Source organism: Pelagerythrobacter marensis (genome assembly GCF_001028625.1).
In the GTDB taxonomy this organism is placed as follows: domain Bacteria; phylum Pseudomonadota; class Alphaproteobacteria; order Sphingomonadales; family Sphingomonadaceae; genus Pelagerythrobacter; species Pelagerythrobacter marensis.
In genome coordinates, this window is record NZ_CP011805.1 from 2,464,343 (window position 1) to 2,487,619 (window position 23,277).

General features: G+C 66.2%; 22 protein-coding genes. 10 read left to right on the plus strand and 12 right to left on the minus strand.

Annotated elements, in window-relative coordinates:
- The first annotated feature begins 36 nt into the window (after positions 1 to 36).
- Entirely contained in the window at positions 37 to 633 is a 597-nt protein-coding gene (locus tag AM2010_RS11700) for an exopolysaccharide biosynthesis protein (protein WP_047807217.1), read from the plus strand.
- Between the two features lie 91 nt (positions 634 to 724).
- Positions 725 to 2,686: an ATP-dependent zinc metalloprotease FtsH gene (ftsH, locus tag AM2010_RS11705; RefSeq protein WP_047807946.1), complete on the plus strand. Its 1,962-nt coding sequence runs from the start codon at positions 725 to 727 to the stop codon at positions 2,684 to 2,686.
- Between the two features lie 45 nt (positions 2,687 to 2,731).
- On the opposite strand, the gene AM2010_RS11710 is transcribed toward ftsH, so the two are convergent.
- Together AM2010_RS11710 and ung are read right to left on the minus strand one after the other, a co-directional pair.
- The gene (locus AM2010_RS11710; RefSeq protein ID WP_047807218.1) at positions 2,732 to 3,811 is read right to left on the minus strand and encodes a DUF3667 domain-containing protein; all 1,080 of its coding nucleotides are present in this window, start codon (positions 3,809 to 3,811) and stop codon (positions 2,732 to 2,734) included.
- 24 nt (positions 3,812 to 3,835) lie between these two features.
- Positions 3,836 to 4,519 (minus strand): uracil-DNA glycosylase, encoded by a 684-nt coding sequence (gene ung / locus AM2010_RS11715; protein ID WP_047807219.1) that lies wholly within the window; start codon positions 4,517 to 4,519, stop codon positions 3,836 to 3,838.
- A gap of 80 nt (positions 4,520 to 4,599) precedes the next feature.
- Here ung and AM2010_RS11720 point away from each other — a divergent pair, with 80 nt between their 5' ends.
- The 3 genes from AM2010_RS11720 to AM2010_RS11730 are packed head-to-tail and all read left to right on the plus strand — an operon-like array spanning position 4,600 to position 6,458.
- Positions 4,600 to 5,217: a ribonuclease D gene (locus AM2010_RS11720; protein WP_047807220.1), complete on the plus strand. Its 618-nt coding sequence runs from the start codon at positions 4,600 to 4,602 to the stop codon at positions 5,215 to 5,217.
- A gap of 24 nt (positions 5,218 to 5,241) precedes the next feature.
- Positions 5,242 to 5,907, plus strand: coding sequence for a hypothetical protein (locus tag AM2010_RS11725; RefSeq protein ID WP_047807221.1), 666 nt, complete (start codon positions 5,242 to 5,244; stop codon positions 5,905 to 5,907).
- Positions 5,907 to 6,458, plus strand: a complete 552-nt coding sequence (locus AM2010_RS11730; protein WP_047807222.1) for an LptA/OstA family protein — start codon at positions 5,907 to 5,909, stop codon at positions 6,456 to 6,458. Before AM2010_RS11725 ends, AM2010_RS11730 begins: the two co-directional genes overlap by 1 nt.
- Positions 6,459 to 6,503: 45 nt before the next feature.
- On the opposite strand, the gene holA is transcribed toward AM2010_RS11730, so the two are convergent.
- From holA to AM2010_RS11750, 4 genes are all read right to left on the minus strand, one after another.
- Entirely contained in the window at positions 6,504 to 7,529 is a 1,026-nt protein-coding gene (gene holA, locus AM2010_RS11735) for a DNA polymerase III subunit delta (protein WP_047807223.1), read from the minus strand.
- Positions 7,526 to 8,020, minus strand: a complete 495-nt coding sequence (gene lptE, locus AM2010_RS11740; RefSeq protein ID WP_047807224.1) for an LPS assembly lipoprotein LptE — start codon at positions 8,018 to 8,020, stop codon at positions 7,526 to 7,528. Before lptE ends, holA begins: the two co-directional genes overlap by 4 nt.
- A complete protein-coding gene (gene leuS / locus AM2010_RS11745) occupies positions 8,017 to 10,536 on the minus strand; it encodes a leucine--tRNA ligase (RefSeq protein ID WP_047807225.1) in 2,520 nt (839 codons plus the stop codon). The genes lptE and leuS overlap by 4 nt, the downstream gene beginning before the upstream one ends.
- A gap of 104 nt (positions 10,537 to 10,640) precedes the next feature.
- A complete protein-coding gene (locus AM2010_RS11750) occupies positions 10,641 to 11,087 on the minus strand; it encodes a DUF3576 domain-containing protein (RefSeq protein WP_047807226.1) in 447 nt (148 codons plus the stop codon).
- 388 nt (positions 11,088 to 11,475) lie between these two features.
- Here AM2010_RS11750 and AM2010_RS11755 point away from each other — a divergent pair, with 388 nt between their 5' ends.
- The 3 genes from AM2010_RS11755 to AM2010_RS11765 all read left to right on the plus strand — a co-directional run bounded on the left by AM2010_RS11755 (position 11,476) and on the right by AM2010_RS11765 (position 13,361).
- Positions 11,476 to 12,225, plus strand: coding sequence for a hypothetical protein (locus AM2010_RS11755; protein ID WP_047807227.1), 750 nt, complete (start codon positions 11,476 to 11,478; stop codon positions 12,223 to 12,225).
- A 157-nt stretch (positions 12,226 to 12,382) separates the two neighbouring features.
- Positions 12,383 to 13,105, plus strand: a complete 723-nt coding sequence (gene phbB / locus AM2010_RS11760) for an acetoacetyl-CoA reductase (RefSeq protein ID WP_047807228.1) — start codon at positions 12,383 to 12,385, stop codon at positions 13,103 to 13,105.
- 13 nt (positions 13,106 to 13,118) lie between these two features.
- Positions 13,119 to 13,361: a ribbon-helix-helix domain-containing protein gene (locus AM2010_RS11765; protein ID WP_047807229.1), complete on the plus strand. Its 243-nt coding sequence runs from the start codon at positions 13,119 to 13,121 to the stop codon at positions 13,359 to 13,361.
- Between the two features lie 54 nt (positions 13,362 to 13,415).
- Here AM2010_RS11765 and AM2010_RS11770 read toward each other — a convergent pair whose 3' ends face one another.
- The 3 genes from AM2010_RS11770 to murA form a co-directional block, all read right to left on the minus strand.
- A complete protein-coding gene (locus tag AM2010_RS11770; RefSeq protein ID WP_201784052.1) occupies positions 13,416 to 13,922 on the minus strand; it encodes a DUF305 domain-containing protein in 507 nt (168 codons plus the stop codon).
- Positions 13,923 to 13,999: 77 nt separating this feature from the next.
- The gene (locus AM2010_RS11775) at positions 14,000 to 14,227 is read right to left on the minus strand and encodes a hypothetical protein (protein ID WP_047807948.1); all 228 of its coding nucleotides are present in this window, start codon (positions 14,225 to 14,227) and stop codon (positions 14,000 to 14,002) included.
- Positions 14,228 to 14,307: 80 nt separating this feature from the next.
- On the minus strand, positions 14,308 to 15,591 hold the full coding sequence (gene murA / locus AM2010_RS11780; protein WP_047807230.1) for a UDP-N-acetylglucosamine 1-carboxyvinyltransferase: 1,284 nt from the start codon (positions 15,589 to 15,591) through the stop codon (positions 14,308 to 14,310).
- A gap of 107 nt (positions 15,592 to 15,698) precedes the next feature.
- Here murA and AM2010_RS11785 point away from each other — a divergent pair, with 107 nt between their 5' ends.
- The gene (locus tag AM2010_RS11785) at positions 15,699 to 16,598 is read left to right on the plus strand and encodes a UTP--glucose-1-phosphate uridylyltransferase (protein WP_047807231.1); all 900 of its coding nucleotides are present in this window, start codon (positions 15,699 to 15,701) and stop codon (positions 16,596 to 16,598) included.
- Positions 16,599 to 16,613: 15 nt separating this feature from the next.
- Here the strand turns inward: AM2010_RS11785 and AM2010_RS11790 are convergent, their stop codons facing one another.
- Positions 16,614 to 19,829 (minus strand): type ISP restriction/modification enzyme, encoded by a 3,216-nt coding sequence (locus tag AM2010_RS11790; protein WP_201784053.1) that lies wholly within the window; start codon positions 19,827 to 19,829, stop codon positions 16,614 to 16,616.
- A gap of 62 nt (positions 19,830 to 19,891) precedes the next feature.
- Between AM2010_RS11790 and AM2010_RS11795 the strand changes: the two genes are divergently transcribed.
- Complete coding sequence (locus tag AM2010_RS11795) at positions 19,892 to 20,206, plus strand: hypothetical protein (RefSeq protein WP_150115283.1); 315 nt, start codon at positions 19,892 to 19,894, stop codon at positions 20,204 to 20,206.
- A gap of 503 nt (positions 20,207 to 20,709) precedes the next feature.
- On the opposite strand, the gene AM2010_RS11800 is transcribed toward AM2010_RS11795, so the two are convergent.
- Both AM2010_RS11800 and AM2010_RS11805 read right to left on the minus strand, forming a co-directional pair.
- Positions 20,710 to 22,266: an acyl-CoA synthetase gene (locus tag AM2010_RS11800; RefSeq protein WP_047807233.1), complete on the minus strand. Its 1,557-nt coding sequence runs from the start codon at positions 22,264 to 22,266 to the stop codon at positions 20,710 to 20,712.
- 203 nt (positions 22,267 to 22,469) lie between these two features.
- The gene (locus AM2010_RS11805; protein ID WP_420834961.1) at positions 22,470 to 23,183 is read right to left on the minus strand and encodes a M23 family metallopeptidase; all 714 of its coding nucleotides are present in this window, start codon (positions 23,181 to 23,183) and stop codon (positions 22,470 to 22,472) included.
- Between the last annotated feature and the right edge of the window lie 94 nt (positions 23,184 to 23,277).

Genomic DNA, 23,277 nt, shown 5'->3' on the forward strand with positions numbered 1-23,277 from the left:
GGAGCGGATTGGCCTGCCGGGCGTTGCCGGGGCAGCATGAAAGAAGATCCGCACAGCATTGGGGACGTCCTCGACGGGATCGAGGATCTGGGCGACCGGCGCGAGAACGTCTGCGTCGGCGATGCGCTGGACGCGTTCGACCGGCGCAGCTTCGGGCCGGTCCTGCTGTTTCTGCCTCTGATCGAGCTGTCGCCGATCGGGGGTATTCCGGGCGTACCGACGTTTCTGGCCGCGACTATCGCGCTGATCGCCGGGCAGCTTCTGTTCGGGCGGGATCATGTCTGGCTGCCCCGGTTCGTGGAACGGCGTGCGATCAAGGGCGATCGGCTGGCGGGCGCGGCGCGCAGGCTGGACGGGGTGGCGGGCACGATCGACGGCTGGTTCAGGGGACGGCTCGGCCGGTTCACCAAAGAACCCTGGCCGCGGATCGCGGCACTGATGGTGATTGTGCTGTGCTGCGCTGTGCCGCCGCTGGAATTCCTCCCCTTCGCCAGTTCCGCGCCGATGATCGCAATTGCCGCGTTCGGACTGGCGCTGATGGTGCGTGACGGGCTGCTGATGCTGATCGCCTTCGCGCTTTCGCTGGGGGCGGGCGGGCTGGTGATTGCCCTGCTGGCGTCTGGCAGCGGCTGAAGCCGGCCGAACCGCCCGGGCCGCGCGGCGGCGTTATCTTGCCATTCACCGTGCCGCGCCTACATTGGCAGGCGAAAGGATCACGTTTCCGATGAACGACGACAAGCAGCCCGACGGCCCCGAGAATGGGGGCGGTCCCAACCCCTGGATGAAAAGCCTCATGGTCTGGGGCGGGATTTTCCTGGCGCTGGTTCTGCTGGTGTCGATGTTCGGCAATGCCGGGCAGCCGGCAGGCAAGGAAATCGGCTATTCCACCTTCCGCGAAAATGTGGAGGCCGGGCTGGTCAAGGATGTGACCATTTCGCCCGAACAGATCACGGGCACGATGAACAACGGCGATGCCTTTTCCACCGTCCCCGTCACCAACGATACGCGGCTGACGGAGCTGCTCGATGCGAACGGGGTCGAATATACCGGCAGCGCGCCTGAACGGATGAACCTGCTGATGGCGGTGCTGATCCAGTCGCTGCCGTTCATCCTGATCCTGGGCATTGCCTTCTTCGCCCTGCGCCAGGTGCAGAAGGGCGGCGGCGGCGGCGCGATGGGCTTCGGCAAGTCCAAGGCCAAGATGCTGACCGAAAAACAGGGCAAGGTTACCTTCGACGACGTTGCCGGGATCGACGAAGCGCGCGAGGAGCTGGAGGAGATCGTCGAATTCCTCAAGGACCCGCAGCGTTTCTCCAAGCTCGGCGGCCAGATCCCCAAGGGCGCATTGCTGGTCGGCTCGCCCGGCACCGGCAAGACCCTGCTGGCCCGCGCGATCGCGGGCGAGGCGGGCGTGCCTTTCTTCACCATCTCGGGCTCCGACTTTGTCGAGATGTTCGTCGGCGTCGGTGCCAGCCGCGTGCGCGACATGTTCGAACAGGCGAAGAAGAACGCGCCGTGCATCGTCTTCATCGACGAAATCGACGCGGTCGGTCGCCATCGCGGCCACGGCCTCGGCAATTCGAATGACGAGCGCGAGCAAACGCTGAACCAGCTCCTGGTCGAAATGGACGGGTTCGAGGCGAACGAAGGCATCATCATCATCGCCGCGACCAACCGGCCCGACGTGCTCGACCCTGCGCTGTTGCGCCCTGGCCGGTTTGACCGGCAGGTCGTGGTGCCGGTGCCCGATATCGAAGGGCGCGAGAAGATTCTCGACGTTCACATGAAGAAGGTGCCGCTCGCGCCCGACGTCAATCCGCGCACGATCGCGCGGGGCACGCCCGGCTTCTCGGGCGCGGATCTCGCCAACCTCGTCAACGAGGCGGCGCTGCTGGCCGCCCGGCGCAACAAGCGCCTGGTCGCGATGCAGGAATTCGAGGACGCGAAAGACAAGGTCATGATGGGCAGCGAACGCCGATCGATGGTTATGACCGACGACGAGAAGAAGATGACCGCCTATCACGAGGCGGGCCATGCGCTGGTCGGCCTGAACGAGCCGGCTTCCGATCCGATCCACAAGGCGACGATCATCCCGCGCGGCCGCGCGCTGGGCATGGTCATGCGCCTGCCCGAGCGGGATAACTATTCGTATCATCGCGACAAGATGCATGCCGACCTGTCCGTCGCCATGGGCGGGCGCGTGGCGGAAGAGATCATTTTCGGCCACGACAAGGTGTCGAGCGGCGCATCGTCCGACATCCAGTACGCGACCAAGCTGGCGCGCAACATGGTCACCAAATGGGGCATGAGCGACAAGCTGGGCCCGCTGCAGTACGAGGAAAGCCAGGAAGGCTACCTCGGCATGGGGCAGACCGCGCGCACGATGGGGTCGGGCGATACCAACAAGCTGATCGACGCGGAAATCCGCAAGCTCGTCGATGGCGCGCACAAGCGGGCGACCGAAATCCTGACGGATCAGGAAGACAAGCTGCACCTGCTGGCCCAGGCAATGCTCGAATATGAAACGCTGACGGGCGACGAGATCAAGGAACTGCTGGATAACGGCAAGATCCATCGCCCCGATTTGCCCAAGGGCCCCACGGTCCGCCCGGTCACCGGCTCCGCGATTCCCAAGGCAGGCAAACGGTTCGGCGGCAGCGGCGAAGGTGCACCCCAGAAAGCCTGATGCTCCCAGCCTGATGCTCGGGGGACCTGGGCGCCGCCGTGGCGATCAGGTCCCTGCCATCACGCCGATCAGGCTGAGGAACAGGCCGATCGCGATCCATGCGAACAGGCTCAGCGCCAGCATACGCCACAGCGCTCCGAACCTGCCCAGGGCATAGGCACCGCGCAGCTGGCGGTACATGTGCCACGGTGCGTACAGCAGCAGCAGGCCGCCCACGGCACCCGCGCCATAGAAGATCAGCAGGCTGGAAATGGCGGCAAGCGCGATCATGAAGGTGATCGAATACGTCGCGAAAACGGTGTGGTCGTATCCGCGGAACCGGCGGCTGAAAGGAAACAGCAGCCAGACGAACGGCACGCTCAGCGGGATCAGCATCCAGCTGAACTTGTAGGCATTGGTCTGGATCTTGTAGATCGCCAGCTGCGGGTTGGCGCGAACCTTGTCGATCGATTGCGCGATGGCGCTGCTTTCCGGCAGCGGATTTTCCGCGAACCCCTGCTGAAAATCGCGTTCGAACGTGTCGCCGATATTGCCCAGCACCATTTGCAGGCCCTGCTGGTCCTCGGTCAGCGAGGCGATGCGCGCTTCGATTTCCGCCAGTTCCTGCGGATCGCTCTCGTTCGCCTGATCGGCTTGCAGTTCGGCCAGTTCGGCCTGGTTGGTGGCATAGGCCAGCTTGACCTGTTCCAGCGCATCCGCTTCCGGCTCGAACGCTTTCGAACCGCCGATCAGGCTGAACACCGCGAAGCTGAGGAACACCACGAACAGGAACAGCGCGATCGGGCTGACATAGCTCGCGCGCCGTCCGTCGATATATTCGCGGGTCAGCTTGCCCGGCTTCCACAACAGCAACGGCAACGTTCGCCAGGTCTTGCCTTCGAAATGCAGCACGCCGTGCAGCAGATCGTGGAAGAAAGCGCTCAACGTGCGATGGACATGGGCGCGCTGGCCGCAATTGTGGCAGTGCGGGCCGGTGAGGCGAGTGCCGCAGTTGAGGCACGCCTCTTCCAGCGTATGCCCGTCCGCGTCCGCCACCGGGCTTCCGCCCGCGTCCGGTTCAACGGACCGTGCGGCCATGCTGCCGATGGCGATATCCGCCATGCTTTCCCCGATGTCGCCCGCCATAGGGTACCTTCTAGCGGGCTCGATCTAGACCCGCCAGTCGATCGTGCCGCGTCCGTGCGCTTCCAGGAAAGCGTTGGCCTGGCTGAACGGACGCGAACCGAAGAAACCGCGATGGGCCGACAGGGGGCTGGGGTGGGGAGAGCGCAGGACCAGATGCCGCTCGGTCCCGGCCAGCTCGGGTATTCGCGCGGCCTTGCCCTGGGCGTGGCTGCCCCACAGGATGAAGACGCTCGGCTCCGCCTGCGCGGCGACCGCGGCGACGCAGGCATCGGTGATCGCTTCCCACCCCTTGCCCGCGTGGCTTCCCGCCCGGCCGGCTTCGACAGTCAGCGCATTGTTGAGCAGCAGAACGCCCTGCCGCGCCCATGCACTCAGATCGCCGTGGCCGGGTCGCGGCAGGCCCAGATCGCTTTCGAGTTCCTTGTAGATGTTCAGCAGGCTGGGCGGGACCCTGACCCCTTCGGGCACTGCGAAGCACAGCCCCATCGCCTGGTTCGGGCCGTGATAGGGGTCCTGCCCCAGGATCACCACCCGCACCTGGTCGAGCGGGGTCAGGTCGAGCGCCGCCAGCCGCGTGCCGCGCGGGGGATAGATGGTCTGCCCTGCATCCTCTTCTGCCCGCAACCATCCGCCCAGGCGGCGCGCCTCGGGCGTGGTCAGCACGGGATCGAGCGCCAGGCGCCAGCTTTCGGGGATCGTTTCGGTCATGGCGATCAGGATAGTGCGGGCACGGCACGCTCGCCAGCAGCCCTTTCCCTCAATCCCCAATCGGCCTAAGGGCGGGCGCTATGGCAGTGCATTTTCATGAAGAAGACCTCCCCGAAGGCGTTCTGGCCCCCGGCCCGGTCGCCGTCGACACCGAGACAATGGGCCTCGTTACCCCGCGCGACCGCCTGTGCCTGGTCCAGATCAGCGATGGGCAGGGGGACGAACACCTCGTGCGTTTCGCGGTCGACAGCGCCTTCGCCGCGCCCAATCTCAAGGCCGTTCTGGCCGATCCGGCACGGTTGAAGCTGTTCCATTTCGCGCGTTTCGACCTTGCTGCGATCGAACACTATCTGGGCGTGACCGCCGCGCCGGTGTTCTGCACCAAGATCGCGAGCAAGCTGACGCGGACGTATACCGACCGACACGGGCTCAAGAATCTGGTGCAGGAACTGCTCGGCGCCGATATTTCCAAGGCGCAGCAAAGCTCCGACTGGGGCGCCAGCGAAATCAACGAGGCGCAGCGCGACTATGCCGCGTCGGATGTGCGTTTCCTTCACCGGCTGCACGAAGTGTTCGTGACCCGGCTGGCGCGCGAAGGGCGCAGCGAACTGGCGCAGGCCTGTTTCGATTTCCTGCCCACGCGCGCGCGGCTCGACCTTGCCGGCTGGGCCGAACAGGACATATTCAGCCATGCTTAGGGTACGCGGTGGCAGGCGCGGTCGATGGTTATCAAACGACGCATAGAGACCAGCGAGGCGGCGCAGCTGAGGAGCAAGCGCCAGCATTTCGCCGCCCCCGGCGGGTCGCACGATCGGCTGGTCGGCTTCCTGGTCAAGGTGCTGCCGATGGGGGTGGGCGTGATTGCGGCGCTGATGGTCATCACCCCGCTCAGCCCGCGCGGCGAAGTCAGCTTCCTGCTCGATCGCAACAAAGTGGCGGTGATCGACGAGCGGCTGCGCGTCGATAATGCCATGTACCGGGGGCAGGACGACAAGGGGCGGCCATTCTCGCTGACCGCGGGCGAGGCGGTCCAGCGCTCCAGCGCGGAAGGGATCGTGCGGATGAACGATCTCGTCGCCCGCCTGGCGATGACCGAAGGCCCCGCGCGCCTTTCCGCGCAGGCCGGCGCTTACGACATCAGCGACGACCTCGTCACCGTGTTCGGCCCTGTGCGTCTGACTGCTGCGGATGGCTATCGCATGGTCGCACGCGGCGTCTCGGTCGATCTGGCGACCAAGCGGATGGTCGGCAGCGGCGGGGTGGAAGGGGAAATTCCCGCCGGAACGTTCTCTTCCGACAAACTGGTCGCGGACCTGCAGGCCCGCACTGTCGCGCTTGACGGCAATGCCCGTCTGCGCATGGTGCCCGGCGAATTGAGGATGCCCTGATGATTTCGCACCTTTCCACTGCCTCGCGCTGGGCGCTTGCCGGCTTTATCGGCACGGCGGCCATATTTGCCGGCATTCAGGCCGGCGCGCAGGCGATTGCGGGGCACAATTCCAACGCCCCGGTCAACTATGCGGCCGACCGGATCGAGCTGCAGGACCGGCAGAACCGCGTCGTCCTGTCGGGTAATGTCGATATTACCCAGGCCGGCCTGCGAGTGCGGGCGGCGCGCACGCTGGTCAATTACTCCGATGCCGGATCGCTGCAGATACAGCGCATCACGGCGACGGGCGGGGTGCAGGTGACGCGCGGCAGCGAATCGGCAACCGGCGATGTCGCAGTGTACGATTTCAACCGCCGGATCATCACCATGGCCGGCAATGTCCGCCTGCGCCGGGGCACCGATACGCTGAACGGCGGACGGCTGGTGATCGACCTGGCCAGCGGCGTTTCCAGCGTGGATGGCAGTGCATCGGGCTCTTCGGGCGTAACCGGCCAGACGACGAATTCCAGCGGGCGTGTATCGGGAACTTTCCAGGTCCCCGAAAACTAGGCCTGCGCCGGGCTGGGCTGGGCTGGGAGCTGGCTTTCCGGATCGTCAGCGACGGGCGGCGCGCCGGGCGATTTCGGCCAGTCCCTGGGCCAGCAGCAGTTCGGCCGACTGGCTGTTGGCCAGCAGCGCACGGTGCAGCGCGACGAGCTTCGCCACCAGCCGATCCAGCTCGCGCCCGCGCCAGCGTTGCAGCTGGGCGGCAATGTCGCGTTCGTCCTTCCAGAAGATCCCCAGCCGGGCCTTCGCCCCGCGATCGAGATCGGTCAGCCGGCGCGATCCGAGCGTGGCCGCCAGCCGGGCAAGCTGCGCCGCGCGGCGTTCGATCGCGAGCAGGACACCCACGGGGTTGAGCGACAGTTCGCGCAGCCGGTGGATCTCGCCCGGGATTTTGCGCACCTCGCCCGCCAGAACCGCGTTGACCAGCGCCATGAACCCGTCTTCCTCGGTCGTCGCCCCGATCGCTTCCAGCGCTTCGGCATCGGCGGTGCGCGGGGCCGCGGGCGACGCGTCGAGATAGAGCGAGAGCTTTTCCACTTCCGAACGCGCTAGCCGCACGTCGAGCCCGGCGGCACGCGCGATCCGTTCGGCGATGTCGCCGTTGAGCCGCAGGCCTGCCGCATCGGCCATTGTCCGCACGCTGGCGGTGACGGAGGCGAGATCGGGCGGCCAGAACATCGCAACCAGGGCGTCGTCGCGCTTCTCCAGCAGCTTGGCGGTGCGCGACTTGTCGGTGGCGGACGTGGCGACGATCAGGACCGGGCAGGCATCGCCGGTCCCGTCGAGCAGGTTGGCAACCGCGTCGTGCGCTTCGTCGCCGTTGGCGCGGACATAGATATGGCGCGCACCGCCGAACAGCGAGGACGAGCGCGCCTCGTCACCCAGCAGGACCGGGTCCTTGCGCAAGGCGGCGCCGGCCATTTCGACCCGTTCGCCGGGATCGTCCAGCAGCGCGACGATCCGGTCGGCGGCGGCGGAGGCGCCGGCTTCGTCGGGGCCGCAGAAGAAGAACACGCCGCATTGCTGCGCTGCGCGCTGCGCGGTGCCCGCAAAGTCGCGCTGGGTCGCCTTCACCGGTCCTGCTGGCGCAGCGTCAGCGACAGCTGGGTAACGATCCGGTCGGCCACGTCCTGCGCCAGGTTTTCCAGCGCGGTCTGTTCGGCGGCGATGGTCGCATATTCGCTGGAAACGACGTCGATCCCCGCGTCGGAGCCGGCCGTGGCGTCGAGCAGGATCGTATCGTCGGCAGTGTCGACGAGCTGATAGCGTGCGCGCAGCGTGCGCCGTTCACGCCCGACGGTATCGTCGCTCAGCACGCCCAGCCCTTCCAGCCGGTCGTCGAGCCGCACGTCCAGGCGATAGCGCGGGCTTTCCGGTCCTGCCGCGCCCAGCCGGTCGCGCAGGGCATTGCGCACCAGCCACCCGCCGCGCCCTTCGATCGGGGCGACTTCGACTGCGGCCAGTCCGCGCGCGACTGCGCCGCTGCCCCCGCCGGCGTACATCGGCTGCAGCCCGCAGCCGGCAAGCGCGAACAGCGCCGCGGCGAGGGCGAGGGCGCGAATCATGTAACGATGTTCACCAGCCGGTCGGGCACCACGATCACCTTGCGCACGGTTGCTCCGTCGATCGAACGCTGCACTTTCTCGCTCGCGAGGGCAAGCGCTTCGAGATCTTCGCGGGCCATGCCCTTCGGAGCGGTCAGGGTATCGCGCAGCTTGCCCATGTGCTGAACGGCGATGGTCACTTCGTCTTCCACCAGCAGCGCCGGATCGACGGTGGGCCAGGGCGCATTGGCGATCAGCCCCTCGCCGCCGATAGCGGCCCAGCCTTCTTCGGCCAGGTGCGGCATCATCGGGCTGGAAAGCAGCAGGATGGTACGGATCGCCTCGCTGCGCGTGGCCGAAGGCGCGGCCTTTTCCGCCGCACCGGTCAGCTCGTAAATCCGGGCGACCGCCTTGTTGAAAGACAGCGCCTCGACGTCTTCGGCCACCGCGGCGATGGTCTGGTGGATCTTGCGCAGCAGCGCCTTGTCCTCACCCTCGGCGGCGGCATCGTATTGCCCGAACAGGCGCCACAACCGCTGGACGAAACGCCAGCAGCCTTCGATCCCCGCTTCGGACCAGGGCAGGTCGCGCTCGGGCGGGCTGTCGGACAGCATGAACCAGCGCACCGCGTCGGCGCCGTACTGGGCAATGATCTGGTCCGGGTCGACGGTGTTCTTCTTCGACTTGGACATCTTGATCACGCGGCCGATCGCAACTTCGCCCCCGTCGGCGTTGAGCAGGGCGCGATCGGCCTCGCGGCTGATTTCGTCCGGCGCGTAATAGACCGTCTTGCCGCCTTGCTCGCGGCTATAGGTTTCGTGCGTCACCATCCCTTGCGTGAACAGGCTGGCGAACGGTTCGGCGAAGTCGAGCTGGCCCATGCGTTGCAGCGCGCGGGTCCAGAACCGGGCATAGAGCAGATGCAGGATCGCGTGCTCGATCCCGCCGATATACTGTTCCACCGGCAGCCACTTCGCCGCTTCCTCGCGGTCGAAGGGCCGGTCCGCCGGCTGGCTGGCGAAGCGCAGGAAATACCAGCTCGAATCGACGAAAGTGTCGAGCGTGTCGGTCTCCCGCTCCGCCTTGCCGCCGCATTTGGGGCAATCGACGTGCTTCCAGGTCGGGTGCCGCACCAGCGGGTTGCCCGGCGTCTGGAAATCGACGTCTTCGGGCAGGGTGATCGGCAGGCTTTCCTTGGGCGCGGGCACGACGCCGCAGGTCCGGCAATGGATGAAGGGGATCGGCGTGCCCCAGTACCGCTGGCGCGACACGCCCCAGTCGCGCAGGCGCCAGACGGTCTTGCCCTCGCCGCGCCCTTCGCCTTCGATCCGGCGGATCACTTCGCGCTTGGCGGCTTCGACTTCCATCCCGTCGAGGAAATCGGAATTGACGATCACGCCCTCGCCCGCCTCGGCCTCGCCCTCGAAGACCTTGCCGGCATCTTCCACGCTCGGGGCGACAACGCGCGGGATCGGCAGGCCGTACTTGGTCGCGAATTCGAAATCGCGCTGGTCATGGCCGGGCACGGCCATGATCGCGCCGGTGCCGTAATCCATCAGCACGAAATTGGCGATGAAGACGGGCAGATGCTCCCCGGTGAACGGGTGCCGGGCGCCGATCCCGGTATCGAAGCCGAGCTTCTCCGCCGTTTCCAGCTCCGCCGCGGTCGTGCCCCCGCGCTTGCACCGCTCGATGAACTTCGCCGCGTCGCAGTTCTGCGCGGCAACCCCCTGGGCCAGCGGGTGATCGGGCGCGACCGCCACGAAAGTCGCGCCGAAGATCGTGTCGGGCCGGGTGGTATAGACGGGCAGTGTATCCCCGTTCGAAAGGTCGAAGGCGAACTGCAGCCCGCGCGACTTGCCGATCCAGTTTTCCTGCATCAGGCGGACTTTCTCGGGCCAGTCGTCGAGCGTGCCGAGCCCTTCCAGCAGATCCTCGGCAAAGTCGGTGATCTTCAGGAACCACTGGTTGAGCTTGCGCTTCTCCACCTCGGCGCCCGAACGCCAGCCCTTGCCGTCGATCACCTGTTCGTTGGCGAGCACGGTCATGTCGACCGGGTCCCAGTTTACCTCGCTCTCCTTGCGATAAACGAGGCCTGCCTCGTACAGGTCGATGAACAGCGCCTGCTCGTGGCCGTAATATTCGGGATCGCAGGTGGCGAGTTCGCGGCTCCAGTCGAGCGCGAAGCCGATCCGCCTGAGCTGGGCCTTCATGTTGGCGATATTGTCGCGCGTCCAGCCGCCGGGGTGGACGCCCTTTTCCATCGCCGCGTTTTCCGCCGGCATTCCGAAGGCGTCCCACCCCATCGGGTGGAGCACCTCGTGCCCGGTCATCCGCTTGTAGCGCGCCAGGACGTCGCCCATCGTGTAATTGCGCACGTGGCCGATATGGATGCGCCCCGAAGGATAGGGAAACATCTCGAGCACGTAGCTCTTCGGCTTGTCGGACTGGCTGTCGGCTTCGAAGCAGCGGGCTTCGTCCCACGCGCGCTGCCAGCGCGCATCGGCTTCGGCGGGATTGAAACGGTTATCGGTCATCGCACGCCCTGTTAGGCGATTTGCGCGCTATTGGAAGGCGCGAGTTGGGACGGATCGCCGCGCTGGCGATGGCACCGGGCGCTGGTGCGCGCCGGTGCCGCAGATCAGTTGACGGTCTGGCGGCGCAAGTCGCGCGCCTTGGTCAGAATGATGCTTTCCAGCTTCTGCACGGTTGCTGCCTGAACCGGGGCATCGACCCATCCGCCGTTCTGCGCGACCTGACGGCTGGCGGCGACGCGCACCGCATCGGCGCGCAGATCCTGGTCGAGGATCGAGACGGTCAGCTTGACCCGCTCTGCCGGATTGCTCGGGTTCGCGTACCAGTCGGTCACGATCACGCCGCCGGCGCTGTCGGCCTGGAGCAGGGGGGCAAAGCTGACCGTGTCCAGCGCGGCGCGCCAGAGGTAGGAATTGACGCCGATCGTCGTCACCTGGCTGGCGGCGAGATCTGCCGTCGGACGGTCGCGACCGCCGCAGGCCGCAAGGCTTGCCAGCGCCAGCGTGGCGAAAACGGCGCGGGACGCGATCGGGGTTAGGCGGGTGACGTTCATGATAATCCGGTGATGTCCTGTCGCTATGCTCGTCGGTCTCTATAACCGCCCGCACGCGGGCGGCAAGCGCAGCGTGGAATGCCGCCGCCGCGCCCGATTGAGCTTCGCGCGCTTGAACAACGCCTTAATCGCGCCGGCGCTCTGTGTGCGGCGCGCAACAGTCGGCAGGGATTCGCGCGGCGCCGCTTGTGGAAAAGCTGGCCAAGCGCGCAGATAGATCCTAGTTTACGATTCGAAGAGTGCTTGCGATTCCCGCTTGATCATCGCGCCGAAGGCGTCGAGAGCAATCCGGGGGCGCTGCGGGCGGGAAACCGCTGGCACGGCACGCGAAGTCAGGAACGGTTCAGGCGCTTTCGCGTCTGAATGGTGGGGAAGGGCAGGAAAGAGCATGGCTCGATCAGGCAGAAAGGCAGACAAGGGCGGGATCGTCCCCCTTCTGCTGTCTGCTGCGTGTCTTGCGCTTGCGCTTCCGTCCGCCGGGCTCGCGGTTGCCGGGCTCGATGGCAACAGCGCCGTTTCCGATCTCGGGCGTTTTGCCCCTTTCACTCCGGCTTCGGTCGATCCCGATCTTGCCCACCGCGTGGCGGAAATGACCGCCGCACGCGGGCAGACGCTGCGTTTCACGCCCGCCGGCCCGGCCCGTCCGCTCGATCGCACGGTGACGGTCGCGGTTCGCGTCAACGGGGATACGGCCAAGGCGATTTCCTTCCGTTCGACGCTGGCCGCCGTGGCCGGGGATGCCGGGAAGGCGCCTGCGCTCGCCTCTACACGCTACAATCTCGGCGTATCCCGCGGATATCAGAGCTTCGCGAAGACGCCCGCGCTCCCCGCCGGTGTGCGCGAGATGGAAGTTCCCGATCTGGCCAGCTTCAAGCCGTCGGAAGGCGCGCCGGACAAGCCGAGCCGCCTGCAGCCGCGCATTTCTTTCGAGCAGGATCGCAACCCCGGCCGTTCGCCCCGCACGCTGGAAGGGCTGGGCGATCAGTCGGTCGATCTTGGCGGCGCCTATCGCGTGACGCGCAATCTGGATGTCACCGCCGGTGTGCGCCTGTCGCAGGATCGCGATCGTCTCGCTCCGCTGACCGATATGGAAGAAGACAGCCAGGCGGTTTACGTCGGCACCCAGTTCCGCTTCTGATTCGTCAATGGCGGGGCGACATCGCTTCGTAACATCATTGTTCTTCGGCAAACCCCGCCCCGGACGATCCGGTGACGGGGTTTTACTTTGTAGCGGCACCCGCTTGGCATAGACTGACGCAGGGGCAGAGGAAGCTGACACTTCGGGAGAGGCAGATATGACAAAAGTGGCAATCGTGACCGGCGGCACGCGCGGTATCGGGGAGGCGATCAGCCTTGCCCTGAAGGCGCAGGGGCGCACCGTCGTGGCCAACTACGCCGGCAATGAAGAACGGGCGAAAAGCTTTTCCGAAACCCACGGGATCGCGGTCTACCGGTGGGACGTGGGCGATCACGAAGCCTGCATCGAAGGGTGCAAGCGCATCACTGCCGAGGTCGGAGATGTCGATATCGTGGTCAACAACGCCGGGATCACGCGCGACGGCACTTTACACAAGATGAGCTTCGACGACTGGAACGAAGTGATGCGGATCAACCTGGGTGGTTGCTTCAACATGGCGAAGGCCTGTTTCCCCGGCATGCGCGAACGCGGCTGGGGCCGGATCGTCAACATCGGTTCGATCAATGGCCAGGCGGGGCAATATGGCCAGGTCAATTACGCCGCGGCGAAAAGCGGCATTCACGGCTTTACCAAGGCGCTGGCGCAGGAAGGCGCACGTTGCGGGGTGACGGTGAACGCGATTGCGCCCGGCTATATCGATACCGACATGGTCGCCGCGGTGCCCGAACCGGTGCTGGAAAAGATCGTCGCCAAGATCCCCGTCGGCCGGCTGGGTCAGGCGGAGGAAATCGCGCGCGGCGTGGCCTTCCTCACCAGCGACCAGGGCGGTTTCGTCACCGGCTCGACCATGAGCATCAACGGCGGCCAGCACATGTATTGACCGGGGCCGATCGCTGCCTGTCCCCTATCATCCGCCAGTAAAGCGTTCGGTCGAAATCGCCGGGCACAAGACCTCGATCAGCCTGGAGCCGCTGTTCTGGACCATGCTGCGCGATGCCGCCGCGCGCGAAGGGGTGCCGGTCAACGCCCTGGTCGCGCGGATCGACGAAGAACGCATCCGGGCCGAGGTTCCGCCCGGGCTGGCGGGCGCGATCCGCCTGTGGCTGGTCGCCCATGCCCCCGCGCCGGACGGCTAGCGTCGCTGTCATCGAGACGGCGCCGGCCCGCTTCACCCTCGCAGGGAAACGCGTCTAGCGCACCGGCGCCGGGTCGCCCGGGGCATCGCCGGTCGCCTCGATATCGGCGATCAGCGTGTTCATCTCGCCGATTTCCTTCACCTGCGCCTCGATGATGCGGTTGGCCAGATCGCGTACGCGGGGGTCGGATATCTCCGCCCGGCGGCTGGTCATGATCGCGATCGAATGGTGCGGGATCATCGCTTTCATATAGCTGACGTCGCCCACCGTCGCCTGGCTCCGCACGAGCCAGAGCGAGCCGGCGAAGCCCGCTATGGCAAGGCCAAGGATCATCAGGTTGATCTGCAGCCGGCCATACATGCGCCACATGAAGCCGAGCATGATCACCGCCATCGTCGCGCCCATCAGCAGCGCCATCCACGCGCGCGTCTGGCTGAAGCGGACGTGATCCCATTCGTAGGTGTTGAGATACATGAGGCCGTACATCACCACCGTCCCCGTCGCGATCATGGCGAGGAAGCGGATGTAGCTCATGCCGGAATCGTTCGATGTCTGGGTCATGCACGAAAAAGCGGGCGAAACCGCGATCGGTTCCGCCCGCCTTCAGCGCCGGTTTCAGATCCGGTTTTCAGGCCTGCTCAGTAATTGGCCGGCGGGTCGCTGGCGGGGAAGCTCTGGTCGCTGGCCTCGTCGGCCTTGCTCCACCCGCGCTTGGGCTTGTCACGCATCGATTCGGGCCCGGCGTCGCGAACGTCCGCTTCGCCCTGGTTGTCCGCAAAGGCTGCGTGGTCGGCCTTCTGCTTCTCGTAGAACTTGTACCCGACGTAGCCGAGCGCGCCGAGCGCGGCGAGTTTGATCAGTGCCATGGAAACGGTCTCCTTCTTGCGCATTTGCCCGGTCAACGCCGGACAGCGCGGAAAGGTCCGCAGCGGCGTGGGCGCGCCGCCTATTCGTCGCCCACCCGTTCCACTTGCGCGCCGACCAGCGCCAGCTTTTCCTCCAGCCGCTCGTACCCCCGGTCGAGGTGGTAGAGGCGGCGCACTTCGGTCTGCCCTTCGGCGGCGAGGCCGGCGATCACCAGGCTCATCGAAGCGCGCAGGTCGGTCGCCATCACTTCGGCCCCGGTCAGCCCGCCGACCCCGTGAACGATCGCGGTGCGGCCCGATGTTTCGATATGCGCGCCCATCCGGTTCAGTTCCGGCACGTGCATGTACCGGTTTTCGAAGATCGTTTCGGTCAGCACGCTCGTCCCTTCCGCGCGGGTGAGCAGCGCCATCAATTGCGCCTGCATGTCGGTGGCGAGGCCGGGGTAGGGCGCGGTCGATAGGTTCGCCGCCTTCAGCGTGCCGTTCGCCGCGACGCGCACGCCCTTGCCTTCGCCTTCCGCATGGACGCCGATCGTGCGCAGGGCGTGGAGCGTGGCCTGCATCTCGTCCGCCTTCGCCCCGTCGAGCAGGACCTCGCCCCCGGTGATCGCCGCGGCGCAGGCGTAGGAGCCGGCCTCGATCCGGTCAGGCATGACGCGGTAAGTCGCGCCGTGCAGCCGCTTGACCCCGTGCACGGTGAGGTCGGACGTGCCGATCCCCTCGATCTCCGCCCCCATCGCCACCAGCAGGTTGCACAGGTCCACGATCTCCGGCTCGCGCGCGGCGTTGAACAGGCGGCAGGTCCCGTTTGCCAGCGCGGCGGCCATCAGCGCGTTTTCGGTCGCCCCGACCGAGACGACGGGAAAGTCGAACTCCCCGCCCGGCAGCCCGCCGTCGGGCGCATGGGCGCGGACATAGCCCTGGGCCAGCTCGATCTCCGCGCCGAAGGCTTCCAGCGCCTTCAGATGCAGGTCGATCGGGCGGTTGCCGATCGCGCAGCCGCCCGGCAGCGAGACGGTCGCTTCCCCCATCCGCGCCAGCATCGGGCCGAGCACGAGGATCGAGGCGCGCATCTTGCGCACCAGTTCGTAAGGCGCGACGGTGCCGGTGATCCGCGGCGCTTCCAGCGTCATGACCCGCCCGAAATCCTCCGGCCGCGAACCCTGGATCGAGGTGGTGACCCCGAATTGGTTCATCAGGTGCTGGAACCCGTCGATATCGGCCAGCCGCGGCAGGTTGCGCAGCGTCAGCGGCTCTTCGGTCAACAGGGCGCAGGGGATCAGGGTGAGCGCGGCGTTCTTCGCGCCCGAAATCGGAATTGTGCCGGAAAGGCGCTTGCCGCCTTCGATGATGATCTTGTCCATGGGCGAGCGTTTAGCGTGAATCGGTGCGCCCGCAAGCCGTTGCCCGCATTGCGCCCGCTGCCACACGGACGCTTGCGCCCGGCCCGCCCGCTACCTATCCACAGGGGATGACCACGCGCAAACCGATCCGCAAGGCCGTTTTCCCCGTCGCGGGGCTGGGCACCCGTTTCCTCCCCGCCACCAAGGCCATCCCCAAGGAACTGCTGCCGATCGTCGATCGCCCGCTGATCCAGTACGCGGTGGACGAAGCGCGCGAGGCGGGGATCGAACAGATGATCTTCGTCACCGGGCGCGGCAAATCGGCGATCGTCGAACATTTCGACGTCGCTTACGAACTGGAAGCGACGATGAGCGAGAGGGGCAAGGATCTCTCGATCCTCGATTCGACCCGCTTCACCCCCGGCGACATCATCACCGTGCGCCAGCAGGTGCCGCTCGGCCTCGGCCACGCGATCTGGTGCGCGCGCGCGATCGTGGGCGACGAGCCTTTCGCCATCCTCCTGCCGGACGAGCTGATGGTCGGCAACCAGGGTGCCGGTTCGGGCACCGGCGGCACCGGCTGCATGAAACAGATGGTGGAAGCTTACGAGCAAGTGGGCGGCAACCTCGTCTCCGTGCTCGAGGTCCCGCGCGAGGACGTGTCGAGTTACGGCGTGATCACCCCGGGCGAAAGCCGCGGCACGCTGACCGAAGTGCGCGGCCTGGTGGAAAAACCGCCGGTGGAACAAGCGCCCTCGAACAAGATCGTCTCGGGCCGCTACATCCTCCAGCCCGAAGTCATGCGCACGCTGGAAGGGCAGGAGAAAGGCGCGGGCGGCGAAATCCAGCTGACCGACGCCATGGCCCGCATGATCGGCACCCAGCCGTTCCACGCCGTAACCTTCAACGGCCGCCGCTTCGACTGCGGCAGCAAGACCGGCTTCGTCGAAGCCACCCTGGCCCTGGCGCTGGAGCGCGAGGACATGGGCGAAGAAGTGCGGGCGATGGCGCGGAGGTTGCTGGGGTAGGGCGGTTGTTGGGGGTCAAGTCGGCGCCGCGATCAGCGGACCGTCCTCGATCTCTTCCAGCAGCTTTGCCTGCTCGGGCTCCAGCTCGATCAGCATGGCAAGCACGTTGAGCACGTTAATCAGCTCGCTGGTATATTCGGGCAGCCAGTGGTCCGGTTGTATTTTCGTCAGCTCGGATGGCGGACGCTTGTCGCCGATCAGCGGGCGGCTGCGGTCTTTCTTGCGATAGCTGAACCACTGGCGCAGCACGTTCTTGCCCGAAACCTCGTATTCCCACACCGCCAGCGGGACATTCTCGATCCGGCCCGTGCCGATCTTGAGCGTCTGCGTGTCGGCATCGTAATCGAGCGTATCGGGGAAATTGTCGGGATCGGTCGGGATCGGATGCGCGGGCGGAATGGTGGGCTGGCGATCCTTCGGCAGGCGCGGCTCGCCCGCAGGCTTGCCCTCGTTCATCCGCTCCCCGAACGTGTGGAGCCAGATGACTTCGCGGCCCAGCTTGGTAGCGCGCTCGAACAGCGCCTTGTCGGCGGTCAGCGGCACGCGCAGGCCGGGGCGGACCAGATCGTCGCGATGGCTCGCGGTGAAGGCCGGATGCGCGAGGACGCCCGCGACATAGGCGAACAGATCGACCGGATCGACCGGCGCACCATAGGCAGTCGAGAGCGCCTTGACCGCAGCGGGCGAGACATTGGACTCGGTCCCGGCGGCGTCCTTGTAGAGGGCGAAGACGTGGCCACCGCGTCCATTATAGTGGTGCAAGTCAGGTATCAGAGAGGTCATGGATACGGCAGGCCCAGAAGTTTGCGGCTGGTCCATTACCCCTGTTATGAAGACTTGCTTTGGACCGAGTGTTGGCCAAAGAGAGGGGCGATAATCGTTGATTAGACGGATATCCGTAGGGAGATACTGCCTGTCGAATGAGCGAAATCCGAAGCGAATGACGCCAAGGAGGGACTCTTTGTCATCTATTACTGCCACTTTCCTTGTAGGGAGATCGCCCAGACTTTCGTAGACAACTTTTCTAATATGGCGAGCGGCCACCTTTCCTTTTCGTAGCTGCGGATGGAAAAGAAGTTCTTTGGTTGTCTCGTTGCTTTCACTGACTAGCTTAGTCCAGCGAGCCTCTAAAGTACGAGCATCAGGCGAAATAACCCAAGTCCGACCGGTCATTATTCCCGAACCTAAGTTCCCGACCACCTTGTCGAGAGGCCAGAAATCCCCCCAGCTACCGCCACGCGCGGGCAGGAACGGCGCGCGCCAGTTGGGCGAGCAGTCCGCCCAACCCTTTCCGCCTAGCGTAACCTTGGCCAATTCCTCAAACTTGGCTTCCCGTCGCCCCTTGCCCAGCGCCCGATAGCGGACCGTCGCAGGCACCGCCTCGTCCGTATCGGGGGAGCGCGAGGCGATCACGATGCAGACAGGCTGCTGCACGCCCTGAAAAATACGCGTCGCCACCTCCGGCTGATGCCCCTCGGGCGAACAGTCGATCACCCAGATCTCGTCGCACTTGGCGCGAAGGTCCGCGCGCATCTTCTGAAAGCCGGGGCCGTTCAGGAAACCGGCCACGGTAATATAGCTGACGATCCCGTCGGGCTCGCCCGCGTTGCCTGCACCCTGTTCGAAAACCTTCCATGCCGCCCAGCGCCAGAAATAGACGTAGAGATTGCGCAGGTGTTTCGTATGCGCACCGACGCCCCAGTCCGCCGGAGGCTGCCAATCGTCGAGCTTGGCGGCGTCGTTTGCGCTGCCGTTCTCGATCCACGCGCCTTTGCCATTCGCCTTGTCCTTGTAGGGCGGATTGCCGATGACCACGGTGATCGGGGCTTCGCGCTTGATCTTGGCGGCCGCGAGCCGGGACTTGCTGATTTCCTTGTAGATGCCCTGCCCGGTCTCCTTGTCGGCGAAGGGATCGGCCAGCGTATCGGTGACGAACAGCTGCGGAGAACCGCTCGCGCCCAGCGCCTGCATTTCCGCCAGCAGCCGCAGCTGCGCCACGGCATAGGGGCCGAACTGCAGTTCGAAGCCGTAGAGCCGCTTCGCCGCCTCGGTGATCGCGCCGCCCACCGCGCCCGCCGTATCGAAGTGCTCGACCGTCTCGGCGATGTTTCTCAGGATCGCGAGCGGGAAAGTGCCCGACCCCACCGCCGGATCGGCGATATGCACCTTGGGATCGGCCAGACCGCGCGCGAGGCCATAGCGGCCCGGCGCTTTCAGCGCTTCGTCGGTCAGCCGGACCATTGCCTGCACCACTTCGGGCGGGGTGTAATACGATCCGGTTTTGCGCCGCAGGGCCTTGTCGTAGACCTGCAGAAAATTCTCGTAGAAATTGATCCACGCCTCGGCATCGCCTTTCGATACCTGTGCCCACGATACCGCGTCGAGCACGCGTGCCAGGGTCTTGAGCGCGGGGCTGTTGCGCAGCGTCTGTTCGGTCAGCAGCCGCAGCGCGGTGCCGATCAGCGTGGCCGACTGGCTCAGTTCCTTGGCCGCATCGTCGAGATCGGGCGTCAGCGCGATGTCCTTCGATCGCGCCATCAGCAGGCCGAACGTCACCGCCTGGGCATAGCCGTCGGCAAAGGTGGGATCGTCGGCATCGGGGAACAGCAAGGTGCGCCAGTCTTCTCTCAGGCTGGCGAGCGCCGCATTGTCCTGGTCCAGTTGCTCGACCACTTCGTCGCGTAAAAAGCGGCACAGGCGCGCGGCGGTTTCGGCCAGTTGCCCCGGGGTCTTCGGAGCGATCGGCTCCCACGACAGGAAGTCGCCGAGAAGGGGTAGCAGGGTGGATGGGGCCGCCAGCTTGGCGCCGGACGTTTCGACATCGCCGTCAAGCCGGACCAGTGGCCCTTCGCGTTCTCCGTTGCGATAGAGGCCGAAGCTGTTGCCGTCGGTATAGAGCAGGTTGGGCAGCGATTTGAGCCGTTCCCATTGCTCCTTGTCGTGCCTGTCCGAAAAGTGACGCGGATCGGCGCCCTTGCCCGGCGCCTTGACCTCGATAAATCCGATCAGCGCATTGTGCAGCGAGACCGCGTAATCGGGCCGGGTCCGCAAGTCGGCGAGCGATTTTTCGCCCGTCAGGGTGAGCGCGCCCCTGGCCTTGCCCGTGGCCTGAGCGATCCCATGCAGCAGGTTTTCCAGCGGGCCCCGCAACTGGTCTTCCGGTTGTCCGCCGCCCGCCAGCTTCGGCTTTACCGCAGCGCCGAATTCGCCCACAAGTTTCTGCACAGTCACGACTTGAGTAACGCCCCCTCGTTCGAATACCACTCTGGTATCGCGGTTGTCCGGCAATGCAAATGCCGTTGCCTCCGAACGGGATGGTCATGGTCGAAAACTCAACATCTTCGGGACAGCTGGGCTTCGGGTTCGTTGACGAAGCCCCCGTCGAAAGCTGGACTCCCGATCCCGACGAAGTGCGCGAGGATGCGCAGGCGATTCTCGCCTCGGCGCGCGCGGTGACGGCGGGGAACCTGTGGGACACGCGCACCTATCGCTACAACAAGGTCGTGTTTCCGCAGATGACCCGCTGGCTGCCCGACGACGAGCGCGACCAGTTGTGCTTCGAATTCTTTCGCGAGCTCGAGCGGATCGAACACCTGATGGCGGCGTAGCTGTGCTCGCTTGCCACGGCAGTGGCGTGAACCTTGCGAATTTCGTCCAGATAAGCGGCGATATCCATCGTCGTGCCGGTTCCCCCTGTCGCCGCTTCCTATCGCCCGGCGGGGCGCGGTTGCGCAAATGATTTTCCTACACCTGCCCCCTTGTGCTTCAATGCCCGCCATGCGCGGATTTGCGGGGCATTGCTGGCGGCCTGGGGGCGGGTTTCGGGCCTGTGGGGGCGCGGGCGGGTGTGGAAGGTCACGAGGGGTGGTGGCGGTGAAAGGTCACACTCGCGCGGTGCGGAGCCGCGTGGCGCGGGCGGACCGGGCGATGGTATGACGGCGGTGGTTGTGCGGATTGGTGCAGCGGTTTCAGTGGGTTGTGCCCGCACGCCGGCAGTGGCGGCGTGGCCGCCCGGCGGTGCGGGGGCGCGGAAGGTCACGCTTTCAACCCGTGCGGCAAGCGTAACGGGCCGGCGTGACCTTTGGCGGAGCGGCGAGTGGGCCGGCGGCGGTCAGGCCTCGGCCCGGGCGCGGGCGGCGAACTCCTCGCGCAGCTCGCGCTTGTACAGCTTGCCGTTCGCCTCGCGCGGCAGCTCGGGGCGGAAGTCGAACAGGCGCGGCATCTTGATCCGCGCGAGCTGGGGGGCGAGGAAATCGCGCAGCTCCTGCTCCAGCGCGGCGGCGCCCTCGCCCCGTGCCGCGTCCATGTCGCGCGGCTGGACGACCGCGACGACCTGTTCGCCCAGGTCCGGTTCGGGCGCGCCGATGACCGCCGCGTCCATCACTTTCTCGTGGGTGATCAGCAGGTTCTCGATCTCCTGCGGGTAGATGTTGACCCCGCCGGAGATGATCATGTGGCTCTTGCGGTCGGTCAGGTAGAGGAAGCCGTCCTCGTCCACGTGGCCGATGTCGCCCAGGGTCATCCAGCCTTGCGGATGCATCGCCTCCGCCGTCTTGGCCGGATCGTTGTGATAGGTGGGGATCGTGTCGTTCTCGAAGTAGATCAGCCCGTCGGCGCCTGCGGGCAGCTCCTCCCCCTCGGGCCCGCAGACGTGGACCTTGCCGTGGATCGCCGGGCCGACGGAGCCGGGGTGGGTCAGCCACTGATCGCTGCGGATCAGGGTCATCCCCACGCCTTCGGAGCCGGCGTAGTATTCGGTGACGATCGGCCCCCACCAGTCGATCATCGCCTGCTTGACCGGGATCGGGCAGGGCGCGGCGGCGTGGATCGCGCGCTGGTGGCTGGACAGGTCGTGGCGGCTGCGCGCCGCCTCGTCCAGCTTGAGCATGCGGACGAAATGGGTCGGGACCCACTGGCTGTCGGTCACGCGGTAGCGCTCGATCGCGGCGAGCGCGCCTTCGGGATCGAACTTCTCCATCACCACGACCGTGCCGCCGAGCCGGTGGACCGTGCAGCACCAGCCAAGCGGCGCGGCGTGGTAGAGCGGGGCAGGGGAGAGATAGACCATCTCGCCGTCGGCCGGCATCCCGGCGCCCATCGTGGCGAGCATGACCAGCGGATTGCTGGCCTGAACGTCCGGCTCCTTCGGCGGGGCCGGGCGAATGCCCTTCGGCCGGCCGGTCGTGCCGGAGGAATAGAGCATGTAGAGGCCCGGCCAGGGATCGTCGATCGGTCCGTCCGGCAGCGCGGCCAGCGCAGCCTCCAGCCCGCCATCGGCATCGGTATCGTCGCCGACGATGTGCACGGCGAGATCGGGCCGCTCGCGGCGCAGCGCCTCCACCACCCCGGCATAGCGGGTCGAGGCGACGAGGCACTTCGCCCCGCTGTCTTCCAGGATATAGGCGATCTCGGGCGCGGTCAGGCGGGTGGAAACGGGCACCATCATCGTGCCCGCCCGCTGCGAGCCCCAGACGAGCTGGAGATAGAGCGCGTTGTTCTCCATCAGCAGGGCGAAGGCATCGTCACGGCCCAGCCCCTGCGCGCGCAGGAACCGGGCGAAGCGGTTGGCCGTGCGGTCGAGCTGGGCATATGTGACGGACTCGCCCGACCCGGCCATGACGATGGCGGGGCGGTCGGGGCGCGTCTGGGCATGGGTTATCGGATGCATTGCCGGTCTCTCTCCACTCGCTGCGCCCCCTTGTGTTGCGCCGGCCCGGATCTGTCCGGTGCCGGCGGGGGCGTCTGGTTGTGATTAGAAACCTAGCTTGCGCAGCCCTTGCGGCAAGCAAAAAGGCGGCAGGTCGAAACCCGCCGCCTTCTCAGGCATCCTCCCCGAATGCCGGCCCCGCCCGAAGGCGAGGCGCGAAAGGGTTATTCGTCCCCGCCGCCCTGGCCACCTTCGCCGGTAGCGAGCGCGAAGGCCTGCTGCGCTTCGCTCTCGATCATATAGGGCATCGGGTTCACGGCCTTGCCGTCCACGCGCACTTCGTAATGGAGGTGCGGGCCGGTCGAACGGCCGGTCGAGCCGACGTAGCCGATAAGGTCGCCCTTCTTCACCCGCTGGCCATCGGCCACGGCGAGCTTGGACAAGTGGGCGTAGCGCGTCTGCAGGTTGGCGCCGTGTTCGATCTGAATGAACAGGCCGTAGCTGCTGAACCAGTTGGCGCGGCCGATGATACCGTCAGCCGTGGCATAGACCGGAGTGCCGGTCGGCGCGGCGAGATCGATCCCGCTGTGCGCCCGGCGGCCGCCCAGAACCGGGTGGTTGCGCATCCCGTATCCACTGGTCAGGCGCGAATCTTCCAGAGGCATCCGCGAGGGGACCGAAATCCCCGGCGTGGCGACCGGCTGTTTGTCGTTGCCGTCCAGCGAGCGCCAGCTGGCGAAAAGTTCGCGGAATTGCGCGTCGCCGCCCATCGGGCTTGCCTGGGCATCCTGAACCGGGGCAGCCATATCGACGGCAGCGGCACTGGAATTGGCGAGCGCCGGAGTGGCAGTAAGCGTGGCGGCGGCGGCGGCGGCGGCGGCGGCGGCGGCAATTGCCGCGACGCGAGCGATCCGCCGGCTGAAAGGAGTTGCGACCAAAGTCCCGTCCTCTTTAGTTCGCGGCGCAGGCGCCGCAGCGATCCGTATCCGCAATCGAAGGCCGAAAAGCCCCGTGCGGCATTTTTTCTGGAGA